Annotated in this window: 17 protein-coding genes and 1 pseudogene; 6 read left to right on the forward strand and 12 right to left on the reverse strand. The window is 60.8% G+C overall.

The window, feature by feature from the left end; translation table 11 throughout:
- Window positions 1-192 precede the first annotated feature (192 nt).
- The 3 genes from M1E16_RS01805 (at window position 193) to M1E16_RS01815 (ending at window position 6,288) form a co-directional block, all read left to right on the forward strand.
- Complete coding sequence (locus M1E16_RS01805) at window positions 193-1,935, forward strand: glucan biosynthesis protein G (RefSeq protein WP_434602573.1); 1,743 nt, start codon at window positions 193-195, stop codon at window positions 1,933-1,935.
- Window positions 1,928-4,498, forward strand: coding sequence for a glucans biosynthesis glucosyltransferase MdoH (gene mdoH, locus M1E16_RS01810; protein WP_458129048.1), 2,571 nt, complete (start codon window positions 1,928-1,930; stop codon window positions 4,496-4,498). The genes M1E16_RS01805 and mdoH overlap by 8 nt, the downstream gene beginning before the upstream one ends.
- A gap of 614 nt (window positions 4,499-5,112) precedes the next feature.
- Window positions 5,113-6,288, forward strand: a complete 1,176-nt coding sequence (locus tag M1E16_RS01815; protein ID WP_458129049.1) for an integrase core domain-containing protein — start codon at window positions 5,113-5,115, stop codon at window positions 6,286-6,288.
- Window positions 6,289-6,613: 325 nt separating this feature from the next.
- Here the strand turns inward: M1E16_RS01815 and M1E16_RS01820 are convergent, their stop codons facing one another.
- The 11 genes and pseudogenes from M1E16_RS01820 to ubiE all read right to left on the reverse strand — a co-directional run bounded on the left by M1E16_RS01820 (window position 6,614) and on the right by ubiE (window position 16,346).
- Window positions 6,614-6,886, reverse strand: coding sequence for a DUF6124 family protein (locus tag M1E16_RS01820; RefSeq protein WP_434653958.1), 273 nt, complete (start codon window positions 6,884-6,886; stop codon window positions 6,614-6,616).
- A gap of 1,295 nt (window positions 6,887-8,181) precedes the next feature.
- Entirely contained in the window at window positions 8,182-10,098 is a 1,917-nt protein-coding gene (locus tag M1E16_RS01825) for a methyl-accepting chemotaxis protein (RefSeq protein ID WP_458129050.1), read from the reverse strand.
- A gap of 213 nt (window positions 10,099-10,311) precedes the next feature.
- Window positions 10,312-11,019 carry a 16S rRNA (uracil(1498)-N(3))-methyltransferase gene (locus tag M1E16_RS01830; RefSeq protein ID WP_458129051.1) on the reverse strand — a complete coding sequence of 236 codons (708 nt, stop codon included), beginning with the start codon at window positions 11,017-11,019 and terminating at the stop codon, window positions 10,312-10,314.
- Entirely contained in the window at window positions 11,016-11,813 is a 798-nt protein-coding gene (gene tatC / locus M1E16_RS01835; RefSeq protein WP_305497375.1) for a twin-arginine translocase subunit TatC, read from the reverse strand. Before tatC ends, M1E16_RS01830 begins: the two co-directional genes overlap by 4 nt.
- Complete coding sequence (tatB, locus tag M1E16_RS01840; RefSeq protein ID WP_434570182.1) at window positions 11,810-12,223, reverse strand: Sec-independent protein translocase protein TatB; 414 nt, start codon at window positions 12,221-12,223, stop codon at window positions 11,810-11,812. The genes tatC and tatB overlap by 4 nt, the downstream gene beginning before the upstream one ends.
- Window positions 12,224-12,233: 10 nt before the next feature.
- Entirely contained in the window at window positions 12,234-12,521 is a 288-nt protein-coding gene (locus M1E16_RS01845; RefSeq protein ID WP_458129052.1) for a twin-arginine translocase TatA/TatE family subunit, read from the reverse strand.
- A gap of 24 nt (window positions 12,522-12,545) precedes the next feature.
- Window positions 12,546-12,878, reverse strand: a complete 333-nt coding sequence (locus tag M1E16_RS01850) for a phosphoribosyl-ATP diphosphatase (RefSeq protein ID WP_003186671.1) — start codon at window positions 12,876-12,878, stop codon at window positions 12,546-12,548.
- Entirely contained in the window at window positions 12,871-13,269 is a 399-nt protein-coding gene (hisI, locus tag M1E16_RS01855; RefSeq protein ID WP_305497371.1) for a phosphoribosyl-AMP cyclohydrolase, read from the reverse strand. The genes M1E16_RS01850 and hisI overlap by 8 nt, the downstream gene beginning before the upstream one ends.
- An 81-nt stretch (window positions 13,270-13,350) precedes the next feature.
- Window positions 13,351-14,955 carry a ubiquinone biosynthesis regulatory protein kinase UbiB gene (gene ubiB, locus M1E16_RS01860; RefSeq protein ID WP_458129053.1) on the reverse strand — a complete coding sequence of 535 codons (1,605 nt, stop codon included), beginning with the start codon at window positions 14,953-14,955 and terminating at the stop codon, window positions 13,351-13,353.
- Window positions 14,952-15,576: pseudogene (locus tag M1E16_RS01865) on the reverse strand (ubiquinone biosynthesis accessory factor UbiJ). The gene ubiB and the pseudogene M1E16_RS01865 overlap by 4 nt, the downstream one beginning before the upstream one ends.
- Window positions 15,576-16,346, reverse strand: a complete 771-nt coding sequence (gene ubiE, locus M1E16_RS01870; RefSeq protein WP_024779926.1) for a bifunctional demethylmenaquinone methyltransferase/2-methoxy-6-polyprenyl-1,4-benzoquinol methylase UbiE — start codon at window positions 16,344-16,346, stop codon at window positions 15,576-15,578. Before ubiE ends, M1E16_RS01865 begins: the two are co-directional and overlap by 1 nt.
- 155 nt (window positions 16,347-16,501) lie before the next feature.
- Between ubiE and M1E16_RS01875 the strand changes: the two genes are divergently transcribed.
- The 3 genes from M1E16_RS01875 (at window position 16,502) to M1E16_RS01885 (ending at window position 18,371) form a co-directional block, all read left to right on the forward strand.
- Complete coding sequence (locus M1E16_RS01875; RefSeq protein WP_458129054.1) at window positions 16,502-16,777, forward strand: polyhydroxyalkanoic acid system family protein; 276 nt, start codon at window positions 16,502-16,504, stop codon at window positions 16,775-16,777.
- 258 nt (window positions 16,778-17,035) lie between these two features.
- On the forward strand, window positions 17,036-17,458 hold the full coding sequence (locus tag M1E16_RS01880; RefSeq protein ID WP_434699316.1) for a phasin family protein: 423 nt from the start codon (window positions 17,036-17,038) through the stop codon (window positions 17,456-17,458).
- Window positions 17,459-17,468: 10 nt separating this feature from the next.
- Window positions 17,469-18,371, forward strand: a complete 903-nt coding sequence (locus M1E16_RS01885; protein ID WP_458129055.1) for a phasin family protein — start codon at window positions 17,469-17,471, stop codon at window positions 18,369-18,371.
- A gap of 181 nt (window positions 18,372-18,552) precedes the next feature.
- On the opposite strand, the gene M1E16_RS01890 is transcribed toward M1E16_RS01885, so the two are convergent.
- Window positions 18,553-19,173: a TetR/AcrR family transcriptional regulator gene (locus M1E16_RS01890; protein ID WP_458129056.1), complete on the reverse strand. Its 621-nt coding sequence runs from the start codon at window positions 19,171-19,173 to the stop codon at window positions 18,553-18,555.
- Between the last annotated feature and the right edge of the window lie 11 nt (window positions 19,174-19,184).

Genomic DNA, 19,184 nt, shown 5'->3' on the forward strand with positions numbered 1-19,184 from the left:
TTGTCCTGAACCGTTTGGGGAATCATTTTGTCCCATCGGAGTCGGAACAATGCTCGCCAACTTGGCAAGAGTGGTCCGCAGGAGCGGTTTTTCAGCGCCGTTACCGTGCAGATACTTTATCTGGCCGTTGGTTTTTTGATCTGTTTTCGGCGAGGGTTGCTCGTGATTGTTAGTCCCTGTAATGCACCAAAAATGACTGCCAAACGGTTTAGAAACGCTCTGGTAGCGGGCTCGGCCCTGCTGTGCCTGTTTGGCGCGGGCCAACTGTGGGCATTCAGCCTGGATGATGTATCGGCGAAGGCACAAGAACTGGCCGGGCAGAAATTCGAAGCCCCGCGCAGCAACTTGCCGAACGAATTCCGCGAAATGAAATTCGCCGATTATCAGAAAATCCGTTTCCGCACCGAAAAAGCTGAATGGGCCGACCAGAAGACGCCGTTCCGGCTGTCCTTCTATCACCAGGGCATGCATTTCGACACACCGGTGAAGATCAACGAAATCACCGCGACCACCGTCGAAGAGATCAAATACGACCCGACACGCTTCGATTTCGGTGATGTGAAGTTCGATCCGAAGGCCACCGAACAATTGGGCTACGCGGGTTTCCGCGTGTTGTACCCGATCAACAAGGCCGACAAGCAAGACGAAATCATGACCATGCTCGGCGCCAGCTATTTCCGCGTCATCGGCAAGGGCCAGGTTTATGGCTTGTCCGCTCGCGGCATGGCGATCGATACCGCATTGCCATCCGGTGAAGAGTTCCCGCGTTTTCGTGAGTTCTGGATCCAGCGTCCGAAGCCGACCGACAAGCACCTGGTGATCTTCGCCTTGCTCGATTCGCCACGGGCCACCGGCGCTTATCGCCTGACCGTGCGCCCGGGCACCGATACCGTCGTTGACGTCAAATCGCGTGTTTTCCTGCGTGATCGCGTCAACAAGCTGGGCATCGCCCCGTTGACCAGCATGTTCCTGTTCGGCGCGAATCAGCCGTCCAAGGTCCTGAACTACCGTCGCGAGCTCCACGACTCCAGCGGCCTGTCCATCCATGCCGGCAACGGCGAGTGGATCTGGCGTCCGCTGAACAACCCGAAACACCTGGCCGTGAGCAACTTCTCGGTAGAAAACCCGCGTGGTTTCGGCCTGCTGCAACGTGGTCGTGACTTCAGCCACTACGAAGACCTGGACGACCGCTACGAAAAACGTCCAAGCGCCTGGATCGAACCGAAAGGCGACTGGGGCAAGGGTACCGTCGACCTCGTCGAGATCCCGACCGCCGACGAAACCAACGACAATATCGTTGCGTTCTGGAGCCCGGAAAAACTGCCTGAGCCAGGCCAGCCACTGGACTTCGCCTATCGCCTGCACTGGACACTCGATGAAGCCAGCCTGCACTCGCCAGACAGCGCCTGGGTCAAGCAGACCCTGCGTTCCACGGGTGACGTGAAGCAGTCCAACCTGATTCGCCAGCCGGATGGCAGCGTGGCCTACCTGGTCGATTTCGAAGGCCCGTCCCTGCAAGCCCTGCCTGAAGACGCCGAGGTGCGTAGCCAGGTGAGCGTGGGTGACAACGGCGAAATCGTTGAAAACAGCGTGCGCTACAACCCTGAAACCAAGGGCTGGCGCTTGACGTTGCGCCTGAAGATCAAGGATCCGGGCAAGGCGACCGAGATGCGTGCCGCGTTGGTCCGGCCGCTGGTTCCTGTAGAGCTGCCGGCCACCTCGCATTCCGTGACCACGCTGGCCAAGGCCGACAAGGTCGCCAAGCAGCAGAGCGAGAAAGAGAAAGCCAACGAACAGGCCGGCGAGCAGCAGGAAGCCAAGGCCGTCAAGGCGTCCACCGCCGCCGCCGAGCCGACCCCAACCCCGCAGGAACCGGAGCAGACTGAACAAGTCCTGACCGAGACCTGGAGCTATCAGTTGCCTGCCGATGAGTAATACTTCCGTACAGCCAGTGTCTCTGAGCGAGTATCTGGCCCATTTGCCGATGACCGACGAGCAGCGCACCGAACTGGCGGGCTGCAAGTCCTTCAGCGAATTGCATGAACGCCTGGCTTCGTCGACGTTCGATGCGCCCGACGAGGCTGCCCAAGCCTCGGTGGGCCGTCGCCTGGCGCTTAGCACTGCCGAGGAACTCGAGGACGCCGAAATGCTGGCCCTCGATTCCAGTGGCCGTGTATGCCTGAAGGCTACTCCGCCGATTCGCCGGACCAAGGTCGTGCCGGAGCCATGGCGCACCAATATCCTGGTACGCGCCTGGCGCCGCCTGACCGGCCGCACCAACCCACCGAAGCCGCCCAAGGACGAGCGCGTCTTGCCGCATGCGCGCTGGCGTACCGTGGGTTCGATCCGTCGCTACATCCTGTTGATCCTGATGCTCGGCCAGACCATCGTGGCCGGCTGGTACATGAAAGGCATCATGCCGTACCAGGGCTGGTCGCTGGTGGACCTGGATGAAGTGCTGCATCAGCCGCTGCTGCAGACGGCCACGCAAGTGCTGCCATACGCGCTGCAAACCAGCATCCTGATCCTCTTCGGGATCCTGTTCTGCTGGGTCTCGGCCGGTTTCTGGACCGCGCTGATGGGATTCCTCGAACTGCTCACCGGGCATGACAAGTACCGCATTTCCGGTGCCAGCGCCGGTAACGAGCCAATTCCCAAGGATGCCCGCACCGCCCTGGTGATGCCGATCTGTAACGAGGACGTGCCACGGGTATTCGCCGGTCTGCGCGCCACGTTCGAGTCGGTTGCGGCCACGGGTGACCTGGACCGCTTCGACTTCTTCGTGCTCAGCGACAGTAACGAAACCGATATCTGCGTCGCCGAGCAGCAGGCCTGGCTGGATGTCTGCCGTGAAACCGGGGGCTTCGGCAAGATATTCTATCGCCGCCGCCGTCGCCGCGTGAAACGCAAGAGCGGCAACCTCGACGACTTCTGCCGTCGCTGGGGCAGCGACTACAAGTACATGGTCGTGCTCGACGCCGACAGCGTCATGAGCGGCGAATGCCTGACCAGCCTGGTGCGCCTGATGGAAGCCACGCCGGACGCTGGGATCATCCAGACCGCGCCACGTGCCTCGGGCATGGACACGCTGTATGCGCGCATGCAGCAGTTCGCCACACGGGTCTACGGTCCGCTGTTCACCGCCGGCCTGCACTTCTGGCAGCTGGGCGAGTCGCACTACTGGGGCCACAACGCGATCATCCGCATGAAGCCGTTTATCGACCACTGCGCCCTGGCGCCGTTGCCCGGTAAAGGTGCCTTCTCCGGTGCGATCCTCTCCCACGACTTTGTCGAAGCCGCGCTGATGCGCCGTGCCGGCTGGGGCGTGTGGATTGCCTATGACCTGCCGGGCAGCTACGAAGAGCTGCCACCGAACCTGCTGGACGAACTCAAGCGTGACCGTCGCTGGTGCCACGGCAACCTGATGAACTTCCGGCTGTTCCTGGTCAAGGGCATGCACCCGGTGCACCGTGCGGTGTTCCTGACCGGCGTGATGTCCTACCTGTCGGCACCGCTGTGGTTCTTCTTCCTGGTGCTGTCCACCGCGCTGCTGGCGGTGAACACGCTGATGGAGCCGCAGTACTTCCTCGAGCCGCGCCAGTTGTATCCGCTGTGGCCACAATGGCATCCGGAAAAAGCCATCGCGCTGTTCTCGACCACCATCGTGCTGCTGTTCCTGCCCAAGCTCTTGAGCATCGTGTTGATCTGGGCGAAAGGCGCGAAGGAGTTCGGCGGCAAGTTCAAGGTCACGATGTCGATGCTGCTGGAAATGCTGTTCTCCATGCTGTTGGCGCCGGTGCGCATGATCTTCCATACCCGTTTCGTGCTGGCCGCCTTCCTGGGCTGGGCCGCGACCTGGAACTCGCCCAAGCGTGACGATGACTCCACGCCTTGGAGCGAAGCCATCAAGCGCCACGGACCGCAGACCCTGCTGGGCTTCTTCTGGGCCTTGCTGGTGATTTGGCTGAACCCGAGCTTCCTATGGTGGCTCGTGCCGATTGTCGGCTCGCTGATGTTGTCGATCCCGGTTTCGGTGATCTCCAGCCGCGTGGGCCTGGGCTTGAAGTCCCGTGATGAAAGCCTGTTCCTGATTCCCGAGGAATACGCGCCGCCACAGGAACTGCTGTCGACTGACCAGTACACCCATGAAAACCGTTGGCATGCGCTGAACGACGGCTTCATCCGGGCGGTGGTCGATCCGCGACAGAACGCCTTGGCGTACGCATTGGCTACCTCCCGTCACGGCAAGGCCGAGCCGATCGAATGGCTGCGCGTCGAGCGCGTCCGTCATGCCTTGAAGGTAGGCCCGGCCGGGCTCAACAACGCCGAGCGATTGGCGCTGCTGAGCGATCCGGTGGCGCTGTCCCGTCTGCATGAGCAGGTCTGGAGCGAGGCGCATCCCGAGTGGCTGGCGGCGTGGCGTGAATCGGTCAAGGCCGATCCGCATGCACCGTTGCTGCCGCTTCAACCGGTGGGCGCACAGCCTCAACTGGCCTGATACACAAAAAGCCCCGCTTCTGAAAAGAAGCGGGGCTTTTTGTTGGGCGCATTTTATTGGCGATTCGCTCTTGGGGCGAGGGAGCTTGATCCCGCTGGGTGGCGTAGCTGCGTGATGTTTCTAGGTAATGGAGCCGCCAGTCATCGCTGCTAAACGAAAAGGGTGGCGGCAGTACGCGGGTTAGCAGACCAGGAATCAAGGATCCAGGCGCACCGAAGTGCCCCACGTACAGCCGCCATAAAACGGACCTGCGTGCCTTGATATGTGCCGAGCTGCTAAACCCGATCGTTGAGCCGACAGGTACCTGAAAACGGTAGAACCCAAGGCCAAGGCGCACAAGTCGGCGGGTTCTGGTGTCGTTGTAGGCAAAGGAGCAAGACGTCGTAGCCTTGAGCTGACCGATTGTTAGATGCAGATAATTTTGTATGTATATCCGTTATTTAGGTCACGGCGGCTTATGGTTTCGCCCTTACGGCGACTCACTTTTTTTCAGACGCCAAAAAAAGTAAGCAAAAAAGGCTTTGCGGTATGACTCACCCACATAGGTTACAAATCAGTTCACTCACATAGGTAACAGTTTTTAACTGGCAGGGTCGGTTTTCGAGGATCTGACCATGCCATGGCGAGAGCTGAAACCTATGGACCTGAAACTGCTATTCATCGCGGACTACATCAAAGGCCCGCCAAGCTTCAGTGCGCTTTGCCAGGCTTACGAGATCAGTCGCAAGACTGGCTATAAATGGGTCGAGCGGTATGAGAAGGAAGGGCCGGCGGGACTGGAAGAACATAGTCGTCGTCGGCTTACCCAGGAATGGGTAGTGCCCCTGGCTGTCCGTGAGGCGATCATTGAATTACGCGGTCGGGGTGAGACAGAGCCTGGCCCCAAGAAAATTCAGGCGGCTTTGCTCGAGCGTTTCCCTGACCAGACGCCGCCATCAAAGACGTCGATCTACAACATTCTAAAGAAAGCTGAGCTGGTCAAACCACGCCGATTGCGTCAACGGGTGGCGGTTTATCCCAAACCACTGCAGAAAGCAGAGGCTCCCAACCAGCTATTCAGCGCCGATTACAAAGGCCAGTTCCTGACAGGTGCGGGTGTCTGGTGCTATCCATTGACGATCATGGACCATGCCAGTCGTTTCTTGCTCGCTTGCCACAGCATGGCTAACACCAACTTCCAGGAAACCCAGGCGGTGTTTACTCAGGTGTTTCGTGAGCATGGTCTGCCGGAGCGCATTCGTACCGACAATGGTGTTCCGTTTGCGAGCAAAGGGCGTGCGGGCCTTTCCCAATTATCCATCTGGTGGTTGCGTCTAGGGATCATTCCTGAGCGGATCGCACCCGGCAGGCCGGAGCAAAATGGCCGGCATGAACGTATGCATCGAACGTTGAAAAGTACTCTTCCGTCACCACCAGCGGTAGCGTGGGAGGCCCAACAACGGCACTTTGATCGTTTCAGGCAACATTACAACTATGAGCGTTTCCACGAGGCTCTAAAGCAGAAGACACCCGCGTCCTGCTATGAGCCTTCGTCCCGCCAATACCCTGAGAAGCTTCCTGATATGACCTACCCGAGCCATATCGATAGCCTCCAAGCGGACTGCTCGGGCATCGTCAATCGTCGTGGTCTAAGGATCTACGTCGGCTATGTGCTCAAGCACCAGACCATTGGACTGGAGCAAATAGAGGACGGGATCTGGGATGTTATCTTCGGCCCAATCATCCTTGGACGGATTGACGTAAGAGATGCCATTGATGGCTACGTGACACTCCGGGTGTTACCTATGTGAGTGCACTTTTTTGTAACCCATGTGGGTGATCCGTATATTTGCCCCACCACTCGGCACCTCGCCCAGGCTCGGTGTGCCCTCACTCCGGCATTGCTCCGTGGGCCCGCCGCGAAGGGCCGTCCCTGGCCCAGCGCGGCTATCCCGGCATCCATGCCGGGATGCCCACTCCACAATGCCTGCGTTCGGCCAGCGTGGTTAACGGGGCGCCCGAGATCAAGATCAGGATCAAGGTCTAAAGCGAGGCGGCCTTATAGCCGACCTGATTTTGCGGTCGTACTTCGATCCAATGTGGGGGATAGCCTGCTCGCCGCGGTGCGCGGTGAGGTCAGTGCTGCGGATTGACGGTGTCCAACACTCGATTCGCCAACAAACCGCTCAGTTCGATCAGTTGCTGGATGCCAAGGGCAATGTGTCGCCGGGAGCCTTCCAGGTCGAATGCAAGGTCGTTGATCATGGCGTCGGCTGAGGCCAGGGTTTCGCTGAGGTTGGCGAGCAGGCTTTCGGTGTCGATGCCGTCCACGACGGTGAAGATCTGGCTCGATGGATTGTCGTTGGGGTGGGTTTCTGGTTCTGGTGGGTTCGGTGTGGCCTTGTACATCGCGAGCTCCTTGATTGATGGAGCCACCAAACATCGCTGCTAAACGAAAAGGGTGGCGGCAGTACGCGGGTTAGCAGACCAGGAATCAAGGAACCCGGCGCACCGAAGTGCCCCACGCACAGCCGCCATAAAACGGACCTGCGTGCCTTGATATTATGCCGAGCTGCTAAACCCGATCGCTGAACTGTCAGCGACCTGCAAACGTTAGAGCCCAGGGCCAAGGCGCACAAGCCGGCGGATTCTGGCGTAGTTGTAGGCAAAGGCGCAAGACGTCGTAGCCTTGGGATGACGGACTGTGGGACGTAGGTATTTTTGTATGTATATCCGTTGTTTAGGTCACGGCTGCTTATGGTTCCGTCCTTACGACGGGTCACTTTTGAGAAGCGCAAAAGTAACCAAAACGCTTTTGCCCCACCACTCGGTGCCTCGCTAAGGCTCGGCATGCCCTCACTCCGGCATTGCTCCGTGGGCCCGCCGCGAAGGACCATCCATGGTCCAGCGCGGCTACCTCGGCATCCATGCCGAGGTGCCCACTCCACAATGCCTGCGTTCGGCCAGCGTGGTTAACGGGGCGCCCGAGATCAACGTCCACCGCGAGGCGGCCTGATAGCCGACCTGTCTCTAGGTGACCGCGTTCATTCTGTAGGAGTGAGTTTGTTCGCGAACCACCTGCACATTCGACATTTTTCGTTGGTGGCCGCATTAACCGTGGCGAGGGAGCTTGCTCCCGCTGGGCTGCGGAGGAGCCCCAAAACCATTCGGCAAGATACATCAGGGAAACAGCAGGTCGTTTTTTACGGCCGCTGCGCAGCCGAGCGGGAGCAAGCTCCCTCGCCACGGGTTTGTTGTTTGTTCAGGAAAAATGGTTTTTTATGTGGGAGTGAAGACCGCGGCACTTTCGCCATGCATGCCAACTGCCCCAGCGTCATCACGAGCAAGCTCGGGTCCCACAGGGAAACGCGGTCACCAAAGAAACAGGTCGGCTTTCAGGCCGCCTCGCGGGGGACGTTGATCTCGGGCGCCCCGTTAACCACGATGGCCGAACGCAGGTATTGCGTAGTGGGCATCCCGGCATGGATGCCGGGATAGCCGCGCTGGGCCATGGATGGCCCTTCGCGGCGGGCCCACGGAGCAATGCCGGAGTGAGGGCACACCGAGCCTAAGCGAGGTGCCAAGTGGTGGGGCAGAGGCGCTTTGGTTACTTTCGCGCCTTTCGAAAGTGACTCGCCGTCAGGGCGAAACCCTAAGTAGCCATTACTTAAACAACGGATATACACACAACTTCAACACCCGAATCAAACCCGAAACCGGCCCACCAACGTCTGCAAATGGACCCCCAACCGCGCCAGTTCGGCACTGGAGGCGGCAGTCTCCTCGCTGGACGACGCCGTCTGCTCTGACACATCCCGCACATTCAGCACGCTACGGTTGATTTCCTCCGCTACCGCACTCTGCTGCTCTGCCGCCGCTGCGATCTGCTGGTTCATCGACTGGATCGCCGACACCGTGCGAGTGATGTTTTCCAGCGAGCCACCGGCGCGGCGGGTCAGTTCGACGCTGCTGTCGGTCAGGCTGCGGCTGTTGTCCATGATGGTCGCGACCTGTTCGGTACCCGCTTGCAGGCCGACGATCAGTTCTTCGATTTCTTCGGTGGACTTCTGGGTGCGCTGGGCCAGGCTGCGAACTTCGTCGGCCACCACGGCGAAGCCGCGCCCGGCTTCACCGGCTCGGGCGGCCTCGATGGCCGCGTTGAGGGCCAGCAGGTTGGTTTGCTGGGCCACGGACTTGATCACGTCCAGGACGCTGCCGATCTTGTCGCTTTCGCGCTTCAGATCACCCATGGCGGCGGTAGAGTTGCCCACTTCTCGCGCCAGGCGCTCGATCTGGGCGATGGCTTCGCCGACGACCTTGTCACCTTCGCGGGCCTGTTGGTCGGCGGCGACGGCGGCCTCGGAGGCTTCCTCGGCGTTGCGCGCCACTTCCTGCACGGTGGCGGTCATTTCGTGCATGGCAGTGGCGACCTGATCGGTCTCGATCTTTTGGCTATTGACCCCGGCGCTGGTCTGCTCGGTCACGGCCGAGAGCTGTTCAGCAGCGCTGGCGATCTGGGTAACGCCTTCACCGATGCCGCCGATCAACTGCCGCAAGCCAACGGTCATGCGTTGCATGGCACGTTGCAATTGACCGAGTTCGTCGCGGCGTTCGGACGTCAGGTTGTGGGTAAGATCGCCCGCGGCGACGCGTTCTGCCACCTTCAGGGTCTCATCCAGCGGGCCGACGATCTGCCGAGTGATGAGCAAGGCGGCGATCACACCGAACAGCAGCGCCAGTGCGGCGGCTGCGATCAGGACGGTCTTGGCCTGGGCGGTGTCGTGATCGCGCACGGCCGTCTGGGACGCGGTGAGCTTCTGGCTGGAGTCGATCAGGACCTGGCCTTGCTCGCTCATACGCTGCAGAGCGGCACCGTTATCAAGTTGGGAGTCACGGAACTGGCTGACTGCCGCCCGGTAGATGTTCATCGAGTCGCTGGCCTGCTGGAGCCTGTCGGCGTGTTCCTCAGGCAACTGGGCTGGCAAGCGTGCCAGCAGTTTCAGGACATCGGTAATTGCATCAATGGCCGGCTGTTGGGCCTCGCTTTTGCCGCTGTAGGTGTAACCGCGAACCTGATAGCGTGCCTGTTGGATCGCCTTGCTCAAGGTCACCACGCTGTTGAACTGGGTGATGTCGGCGCCCTGCAGCAGCGCTTTTTCCACTTCGGCGACGCGGGCTACGGTGCTATCGGCACTGGCGCCCAGCTTGCCGCGGGCATCTTCGCGGCTGACGGTGGCGCTGGTCATCTGGGCGAAGGCGCTTTTGTATTCGGCAACGGCGGCCAGTTGCTTGTCGATCAACGCCACGTCGTCAGGCTGTTCGATCATCTCGCGAGCTGTCTTCAACCCGGCTTCGAGCTTGCCGAGCAGGTCGTTGACCTGTTGCGGGCCTTTTTCGCCGCGCGTGGTGTTGTAGTCGATGCTGGCGAGGTCAAGGTCCTTGCTCAGGTCGTTCAGGCTGGCAATGAACCCCAGCTTGTCGCCCCGGCTGATGACATTGCCCAGGCCGGACCAGCCGGTGAACGCGATCATCAGGGTGAGGAACAGCACCAGGCCGAAGCCGAAGCCAAGTTTGCGATTAACGCTTACGTTTCCCAGACCCTGGGCAAGCCACCGGAACATGCTGATACTCCCTTGGAGCGTTGAATTGGTTTTATGGGGACTGTATCGGCGGCTTTGGCGGGAGCTGTAGAAAATAGACGCGACGGGTGTTTTTCGTGGCGAGGGAGCTTGCTCCCGCTTGGTCGCGAAGCGGCCACCCGGGGGCAGGAATTTACGACTGCTTCGCAGCCGAGCGGGAGCAAGCTCCCTCGCCACAGGAAAGCAAACAGGTCGTTAGAACAGCCGCGCAAGCAGGGCCGGGACGGCGGTCTCGACCCGCAGGATCCGTTCGCCGAGCTGCACCGGTTGCAGGCCGGCCTTGCCCAGCAGGTCGATTTCGTAGGGGATCCAGCCGCCTTCCGGGCCGATGGCCAAGGTCACCGGTTCAGTCAGCGCGCGCGGGCAGGGCGGGTGATTGCCAGGATGGCCGACCAGCCCGAGGGTGCCTTCAACGATGGCGGGCAGGCGATCTTCGACGAAGGGCTTGAAGCGTTTTTCAATGATGATTTCCGGCAGCACGCTGTCCCGGGCCTGCTCCAGGCCAAGAATCAGTTGTTCGCGAATCGCCTCGGGTTCCAGGAAGGGCGTCTGCCAGAAGCTCTTTTCCACACGATAACTGTTCACCAGCACCACGCGCGGCACGCCCATGGTGGCGACGGTCTGGAACACCCGGCGGAGCATCTTCGGACGCGGCAATGCCAGCACCAGGGTCAGCGGCAACTTGGCCGGCGGCGGCTGGTCGAGGGTCACTTGCAGTTCGGCTTCGCGAGCTTCCAGGCGCAACACCTGGGCCGTGCCCATCAGGCCGCCGATACGGCCGACCCGCAAGCTGTCGCCGACGGCGCTGCGGTGGACTTCCTGCATGTGTGTCAGGCGCCGATCGCTCAGGATGACGCGGTCCGGCTCGATGAAATCGGCCTCTTCGAGCAGCAGCAGGTTCACGCTTGGGTCGCTGGCGGCTGGTCGTTGTGGTCGTCGACCGGCTGGTCCTCGGGTTCTTCTTCGCGGCGTTTGCGCACCAGGCCGCCGAACAGGATGCCGATCTCGAACAGCAGCCACATCGGCACGGCCAGCAAGGTCTGGGAGAAAATATCCGGCGGCGTGAGGATCATGCCGACCACGAAGCAACCGATGATGACGTACGGACGGATTTTCTTCAGGTAGGCGACGTCGACCACGCCGATCCACACCAGCAATACCACCGCCACGGGAATCTCGAACGCCACGCCAAAGGCGAAGAACAGCGTCATGACGAAATCCAGGTAGCTGGTAATGTCGGTCATCATTTCCACGCCTGCCGGGGTGGCAGCGGCGAAGAACTTGAAGATCAGCGGGAATACGAAGAAGTAGGCGAAGGCCATGCCGGTGTAGAACAGCAGGATGCTCGACACCAGCAGCGGCACGGCGATGCGTTTTTCATGCTTGTACAGGCCCGGAGCGATGAAGCCCCAGATCTGATGCAGGATCACCGGGATCGCCAGGAACAGCGAGACCATCATCGTCAGTTTCAACGGCGTCAGGAACGGCGACGAGACATCGGTGGCGATCATCGTCGCGCCTACCGGCAGGTACTCGCGCAGCGGCGTGGAGACGAAGGTGTAGATCTGCTGGGTGAAGGCAAACAGCCCGGCAAAGATGATGAACACCGCCGCGACGCAGCGCAGCAGGCGGGTGCGCAACTCGGTGAGGTGCGATACCAGCGGCATCGGCTGGTCGTTTTCAGGGATATCGCTCATGGGGCTCGCGGCGGCAGAGTGGAGTCGTTGGGAGTCGGGGGCGTCGCAGTCACCGGATCAACCGGTTTGGCCGGTTCAACCACCACTGGCGCAGCTTCGACCGCCGGGACCTGGGGAGCAATCGTCGGCTCGGCCACGGGCTGGACCGGCGTCGGCTCCTGCTGGGTCGGCGAGAAGATCTTCCGTGCTTCCTGTTCCAGGGACAGGATGTGTTCGTTGTGCAGTTGCCGACGGATGTCGTCGGCACCGATTTCACGTTCAACTTCCTGTTTGATCGCATTGAAGCTGCGCTTCAGGCGCCCGATCCACAGACCGGCGGTGCGCGCAGCGCCCGGCAGGCGTTCGGGGCCCAATACCAACAGGGCGACGAGGCCGACGAGCAGCAGTTCAGTGAAGCTGATCCCAAACATTAGTCAGTGCTCACGAGTCTTTGCGGATTGGCTCTTCGACTTTCTGGGCCTGCACGTCGATGGTGTTCGGCGCATTCACCGGCTGCGTGGCCTGTGGGTGTACCGGTTGGGCCGGTTGTACCGGTTGCGACGGAGTGGCCTGTGGGTCGGCCGGTTTTTCGTCATCGTTCATGGCCTTGCGAAAGCCCTTGATCGACTCACCGACATCGGTGCCGAGGTTTTTCAGTTTCTTGGTGCCGAACACCAGCACCACGACCACCAGAATGACGACCCAGTGTTTCCAGTCAAAAATACCCATGTGGCTATTCCTCTCAAAAGTTGATCAGGCGGACGGGCGCGAGGCTTTCTCGACGTGCCCGGACAGACCGAAGCGACGGTCCAGTTCATCCAGTACGGCCTGCGGATGCTGCCCCAGTTGGGCGAGCATGACGAGGCTGTGGAACCACAGGTCGGCGGTCTCGTAGATCACGTCGCTGCAGTCGCCGCTGATGGCGGCGTCCTTGGCGGCAATGATGGTTTCGACCGACTCTTCGCCGACCTTTTCCAGAATCTTGTTCAAACCCTTGTGGTACAGGCTGGCGACATAGGAGCTGTCGGCCGCGGCGCCCTTGCGCTCTTCCAGCACCTGGGCCAGGCGGGTCAGGGTGTCACTCATGGTTGTGTCCTGAATAGATGGCGTGCGGGTCCTTGAGTACCGGGTCGACGGTTTTCCAGTCGCCGTTCTCGAAGACACGGTAGAAGCAGCTTTGACGGCCGGTATGGCAGGCGATTTCACCGACCTGTTCGACCATCAGGATAATGACGTCGCCGTCGCAGTCCAGGCGCATCTCGTGCAGGTGTTGCACGTGCCCGGACTCTTCACCCTTGCGCCACAGCTTGCCACGGGAACGTGACCAATAGATGGCGCGATTCTCGGCGGCGGTCAGGGCCAGCGCCTCGCGGTTCATCCAGGCCATCATCAGCACACGTCCGGTCTTGTGATCCTGGGCGATCGCCGGCACCAGGCCGTCGGCGTCCCATTTGATCTCGTCCTGCCAGTTTTTCATCTTCGACTCCGACCATGGGCCGCGCACTTCCAGTCGGCGGGCCCAGCGTTGAAACAGTGTGCCAGCGTGAACCGGTGCTGGCTATCGACGAACGACCAGATACAAACCGACGGCCACCATGATCCCGGCGGGCCAATGGCCCAGTTCGCTCAACGGGCCACCGGCGGCCAGCACGGCGCCGCCACCCAGGTGGGCCGCGCCAAGCAGGCGCAGGAACCAATCGTCGCGCCGCTGTTTCCAGGGTGGAGCAGGATCATGGGCATGGGGCTGGGACATGCGTTCGAGCAGATCGCGGGTCATGTTGGCCAGGTGCGGAATCTGCTCGAACTGGCTCTGGACGTTGCCCAGCAAGGTCTTCGGGCTGACGCGTTCGCGCATCCAGCGTTCAAGGAAGGGCTGGGCGGTGTTCCACAAATCCAGGTCCGGGTACAGCTGGCGGCCGAGGCCTTCGATGTTCAACAGGGTTTTTTGCAGCAACACCAACTGCGGCTGGACCTCCATGTTGAAGCGGCGCGCAGTCTGGAACAGGCGCATCAGCACCTGGCCGAATGAAATATCTTTTAACGGTTTTTCGAAGATCGGTTCGCACACGGTGCGGATCGCCGCTTCGAATTCGTTGAGCTTGGTCTCGGCCGGCACCCAGCCCGAATCGATGTGCAACTGCGCGACGCGGCGGTAGTCACGCTTGAAGAAGGCGAACAGGTTGCGCGCCAGGTAATCCTGGTCCTCGGGGGTGAGGCTGCCGACGATGCCGCAATCGATGGCGATGTACTGCGGGCTCCACGGTTGCACGGTGCTGACGAAGATGTTGCCCGGGTGCATGTCGGCGTGGAAGAAACTGTCGCGAAACACCTGGGTGAAGAAAATCTCCACGCCGCGCTCGGCAAGCAGTTTCATGTCGGTGCGCTGGTCGGCGAGGGTTGCCAGGTCGGTCACCTGGATCCCGTAGATGCGCTCCATCACCAGGACTTTCGGCCGGCACCAGTCCCAATAGACTTGCGGCACGTACAGCAGTGGCGAGCCCTCGAAATTGCGCCGCAGCTGGCTGGCGTTGGCGGCCTCGCGCAGCAGGTCGAGCTCATCGAAGATGGTTTTTTCATAGTCCTGGACCACATCCACCGGGTGCAGCAGGCGTGCATCGGCTGACACCCGCTCGGCGGCGCGGGCAAGGATGAACAGCCAGGCCAGGTCCTGGGCAATGATCGGCTTGAGGCCCGGGCGGATCACCTTGACCACCACTTCTTCACCCGTCTTGAGCTGGGCGGCGTGGACTTGGGCGACCGACGCCGAAGCCAGCGGCTCGACGTCGAAACGGCTGAAGACTTCGCTGATCTTCTTGCTCAACTGCGCCTCGATCAGCGCTACCGACAGTTTCGAGTCGAAGGGCGGCACGCGATCCTGCAGCAGCATCAGTTCGTCGGCGATGTCTTCGGGGAGCAGGTCGCGACGGGTCGAGAGGATCTGCCCGAACTTGATGAAGATCGGCCCCAGGTCCTGCAAGGCCAGGCGCAGGCGTGCGCCGCGGCTCAAGTCCAGGGTTCGACGGGGGAACCAGCGCCACGGCAGCACAAAGCGCAGTGCCAGGAGAAACCAGGGCAGCGGCAGGGCGAACAGCAGGTCATCGAGGCGGTAGCGGATCACGACGCGCTGGATGCGCAACAGACGGCGGACGGCAAGCAGCTTCATGCGTTATCGCTTGGGTTCAAGGGATCGGGAAAGGCGCTCGAAACGCGCCTCGAGTCGTTCCAGATCGAGCTTGATCTGGTCCAGTTCGGCAAAACGGGCCTGGGCTTCGCGTTGGCCTACGAGCGTACGCGATTCCTCGGCCAGGTATTCACTCAGATTCTGTCCCAGGCTGGCGAAGCCCTGGCGGTACCAGCGGGAGCGGCTGCGCAGATGGCCACTGAGCAATTGGGTGGCGACCGGACCGATCCAGCGGGACACTTCGTATTCCCAGTCCAGTTCCAGGTCCTGGAGAATCGCCGCCAGTTCCAGCAGCACGCCGCTGTCGCCGTCGAGCTCGACGTCGGGGCTGTGCAGCACCGCCGTCTTGTTCTTGCTCAGCGCCAACTCGAGCAGGCTCGATGCCGGGGCGCGCAGCGTGCAGTCGGCCTCGGCCTCCCAGTGGGCGGCGAGCATCAGGCCTTCGTCGCTGGGCAGGATGAACAGCTGCAACGCCGGGCTGCGGCAGTCGACGGCAATCACCTTGCCGCTCAAGTGTGCCAGGCGCATCGGCGCCGTGCTGTCCAGGCGCAGGACCCGGTTGATACCGAGTTCGACACTGGCGAGCAGCCCGGTGAGCAGCATCAGGGCTTGATACCGCGGTGCAGGGCGACGATGCCGGACGTCATGTTGTGGTAGGTGACCCGATCGAAACCGGCTTCGACCATCATCGACTTCAGCGTTTCCTGGTCGGGGTGCATGCGGATCGATTCGGCCAGGTAACGATAACTTTCCGCGTCGTTGGTGATCAGCTTGCCCATCAACGGCATGAAGGCGAACGAGTAAGCGTCATAAGCCTTGGACATCAGCGCGTTGGTCGGCTTGGAAAACTCCAGTACCAACAGCCGACCACCGGGCTTGAGCACGCGCAACATCGAGCGCAGGGCGTCTTCCTTGTGGGTGACGTTGCGCAGGCCGAAGGCGATGGTCACGCAGTCGAAATGGTTGTCGGGGAACGGCAGCTTCTCGGCGTCGGCCTGGACGAACTCGACGTTGCCGGCCACGCCCAGGTCGAGCAGGCGGTCACGGCCGACCTTGAGCATGGATTCGTTGATGTCGGCGAGCACCACATGGCCGGTGGGGCCGACGATGTGGGAGAACTTTTTAGTCAGGTCACCCGTGCCGCCGGCAATGTCCAGCACGCGGTTGCCGCTGCGCACGCCCGACAACTCGATCGCGAAACGCTTCCAGAGGCGATGCATGCCGCCCGAGAGCAGGTCGTTCATCAAGTCGTACTTGGCGGCCACCGAGTGGAAAACCTCGGCGACTTTCTCCGCTTTCTGGCTTTCCGGCACGTTCTTGAAGCCGAAGTGTGTGGTGGGTTCGGCATCGCTGCCTTTGCGCTGATCAGTCATATCGCGGTCACCAAAAAAGAATGCGGGACATTCTAATCCCGGTGGAGGGCTTTGTCTTGGCAAGGCTGCAGGTAAGATGAGCCACCGCCCGGACGTTTTGACGCAGGCAGGGTCGCAAACGTTCAGGCAAGTCTCGATCAAGCAGGAGTTAACAGATGGCCCGTATTACTGTTGAGCGTGCCCATGACCTGGGCAAGGAAGCGGCCCGCGAAAAGGCCGACAAGCTGGCCCAGAAACTGTCCGACAGCTACGGCCTGGAGCCCAGGTGGGAGGGCGACACGCTGAAGCTCAAGCGTTCCGGGGTCAAGGGTGAAGTGCATGTGGGCGAGGATTCGATCCGCGTCGAAGTGGAGCTGGGCATGTTGATGTCGGCCATGAGCGGGACAATCAAGACGGAAATCGAAAAGGCGCTGGACAAGGCGTTGGCTTGATTGAAGTGCAGAGGACTGAAGTCCACCGCCTATCTATCAACTGTGGGAGCGAGCCTGCTCGCGAATGCGATGGATCAACAACATTGATGTTGAATGACACACCGCTTTCGCGAGCAGGCTCGCTCCCACAGGGGAAATCATCGTCCCGGGTTTCATGTCAGTTGTTAGGGTGCCCTTTCTAATTATTCTCACTACTTTGTGCCTGAGCCCGACCCTGTGCGGGCAGTTGCTCAAACCTGTCTTCGAGTGAGGTGCACCATGGCCAAAGTTATTCTGAAGAAAAAAACCGACGTTGATTCTTCCACGCTGGGCGACGTGAAAACGTACGCGCGCAAGATCTGGCTGGCGGGCCTGGGCGCCTATATCAAGGTCGGTCAGGAGGGCGGCGACTACTTCAAGGAGCTGGTCAAGGCCGGTGAAGTTGTTGAAACCAAAGGCAAAAAGAACATTGCTGGGAAACTTGAAGCGGCGAACAGCGAACTGATCGAAGCCAAGACCGACGTCAACACTTTCAAGGCCCGCGTTGAAGTTCAACTCGACAAAGTAGAGAAGGTATTCGACGCGCGTGTTGCAAGTGCCTTGAATCGTATCGGCATTCCGTCTAAACATGACGTTGAGACACTCTCTGCTAAGCTCGATGAGCTGACGGCATTGCTCGAACGTGTCGCGCGTAAACATTAAGGAGAACGGGATGGCTGGCAAGAAAATCACCGAAAAAGAAGGCAGCTCGTGGGCCGGGAAGATTGAAAAGTACTCCCGCAAAATCTGGCTTGCTGGTTTAGGCGTGTACTCGAAGATCGACACTGACGGCAGCAAACTCTTCGAGTCCCTGGTCAAGGACGGCGAGAAGGCCGAAAAACTCACCAAGACGGCGGTCGGCAAACAAGTCGATGCCGCCAAGGATTCTGCCGAGTCCACCAAGTCGCGCATGGGCGGCGTGAAGGATCGTGCACTGGGCAAGTGGGATGAGCTGGAAGGGGCTTTCGACAAGCGTCTGAACAGTGCAATTTCCCGCTTGGGCGTGCCGAGCCGCAATGAAGTCAAGGAACTGCACAGCAAGGTCGACACCCTGACCAGGCAGATCGAAAAACTCACCGGGGCCAAGGTCACGCCGGTCGCGACCAAGCCTGCTGCAACCAGGACGGCGGCGGCCAAGCCTGCAGCGAAGACGGCAGCCAAGCCACTGGTCAAGGCGGCGGCAAAAACCGTCGCCAAGCCTGCGGCCAAAGCAGTGGCCAAGCCAGTAGCCAAAACCGCAGCGGCCAAGCCTGCAGCCAAGGCGGCGGCCAAACCCGTCGCGGCAAAAACTGCAGCCAAACCTGCCGCCAAGCCAGCTGCCAAGACGGCCGCGGCTAAACCAGCTGCGGCCAAGCCGGCGGCCAAGCCAGCGGCAAAAGCCGCAGCAAAACCGGCCGCGGCGAAAAAGCCCGCAGTGAAAAAACCGGCCGCGCCAAAAGCAGCCGCACCCAAGGCGCCGGCCGCGGCCGCCAAACCGGCCACCCCGACGAGCACGGCAAACTCTGCCTCGGCTCCAACCCCGGTAGCTACTCCGACTCCAGCGTCGGTTCCGTCGACGCCTACCAGCCAGTCCTGATTTTCCGGGACATGCAAAAACGCCCGGCCTGTGAAGGTCGGGCGTTTTTTTATGCATCCTGGATTCAACCTGTGGGAGCGAGCCTGCTCGCGAATGCATTTTCTCAGTCACATTTGAATTGATTGACCCAGCGCTTTCGCGAGCAGGCTCGCTCCCACATTGGGTCTGCCGCAGCCGGCCGTTATTCGTGCTCCTCCAGATACCGCAACGCCATCTGCTCGGTCGCGACCTTGATCGCCGGCGGCAAGTGCGGCGCCACCAGCATCATGATCTGATAGACCACCAGGCGAACCTCGCCCTCGCGATCAAGGATCCGCTGATAATCCAGCGAAAACAGCAACGTCAGGGTGATCTGCTCCACCAGTTGCCCGAGTGCCTGGGTGTCGCTCACCAGCAGGCCCTGGGCCTTGAGCTGCGCCAGCAAAGAGGCCAGGGTCCGTTTCAACGCGTTGAGCAGCTGGCGGATACCCTTGGCCAGTTTCGGCAGGCGCCCCGCCAGGTTCGACAGGTCCTGGAACAGGAACCGGTATTGGGCCAGGCGCTCGACGATCAAATGCAGGAACAACCAGTAGTCCTCCGGCGCCAGTTGCGCGTCGGCGGGCGGATCCAGCAGCGGTGCGAGCTCGGCCTGGAATCGCTCGAACAATCCGAGTATCAGCGGTTCCTTGCCATGGAAGTGGTAGTAGAGGTTGCCGGGGCTGATGCCCATCTCGTTGGCGACTTCGAGGGTGGAAACATTCGGCTCGCCCTTCTCGTTGAATAATTGCAGGGCACACTCGAGGATTCGGTCGCGGGTTTTCATCCGGTCTTCTT

The sequence above is a fragment of the Pseudomonas sp. Z2-11 genome, assembly GCF_054161305.1.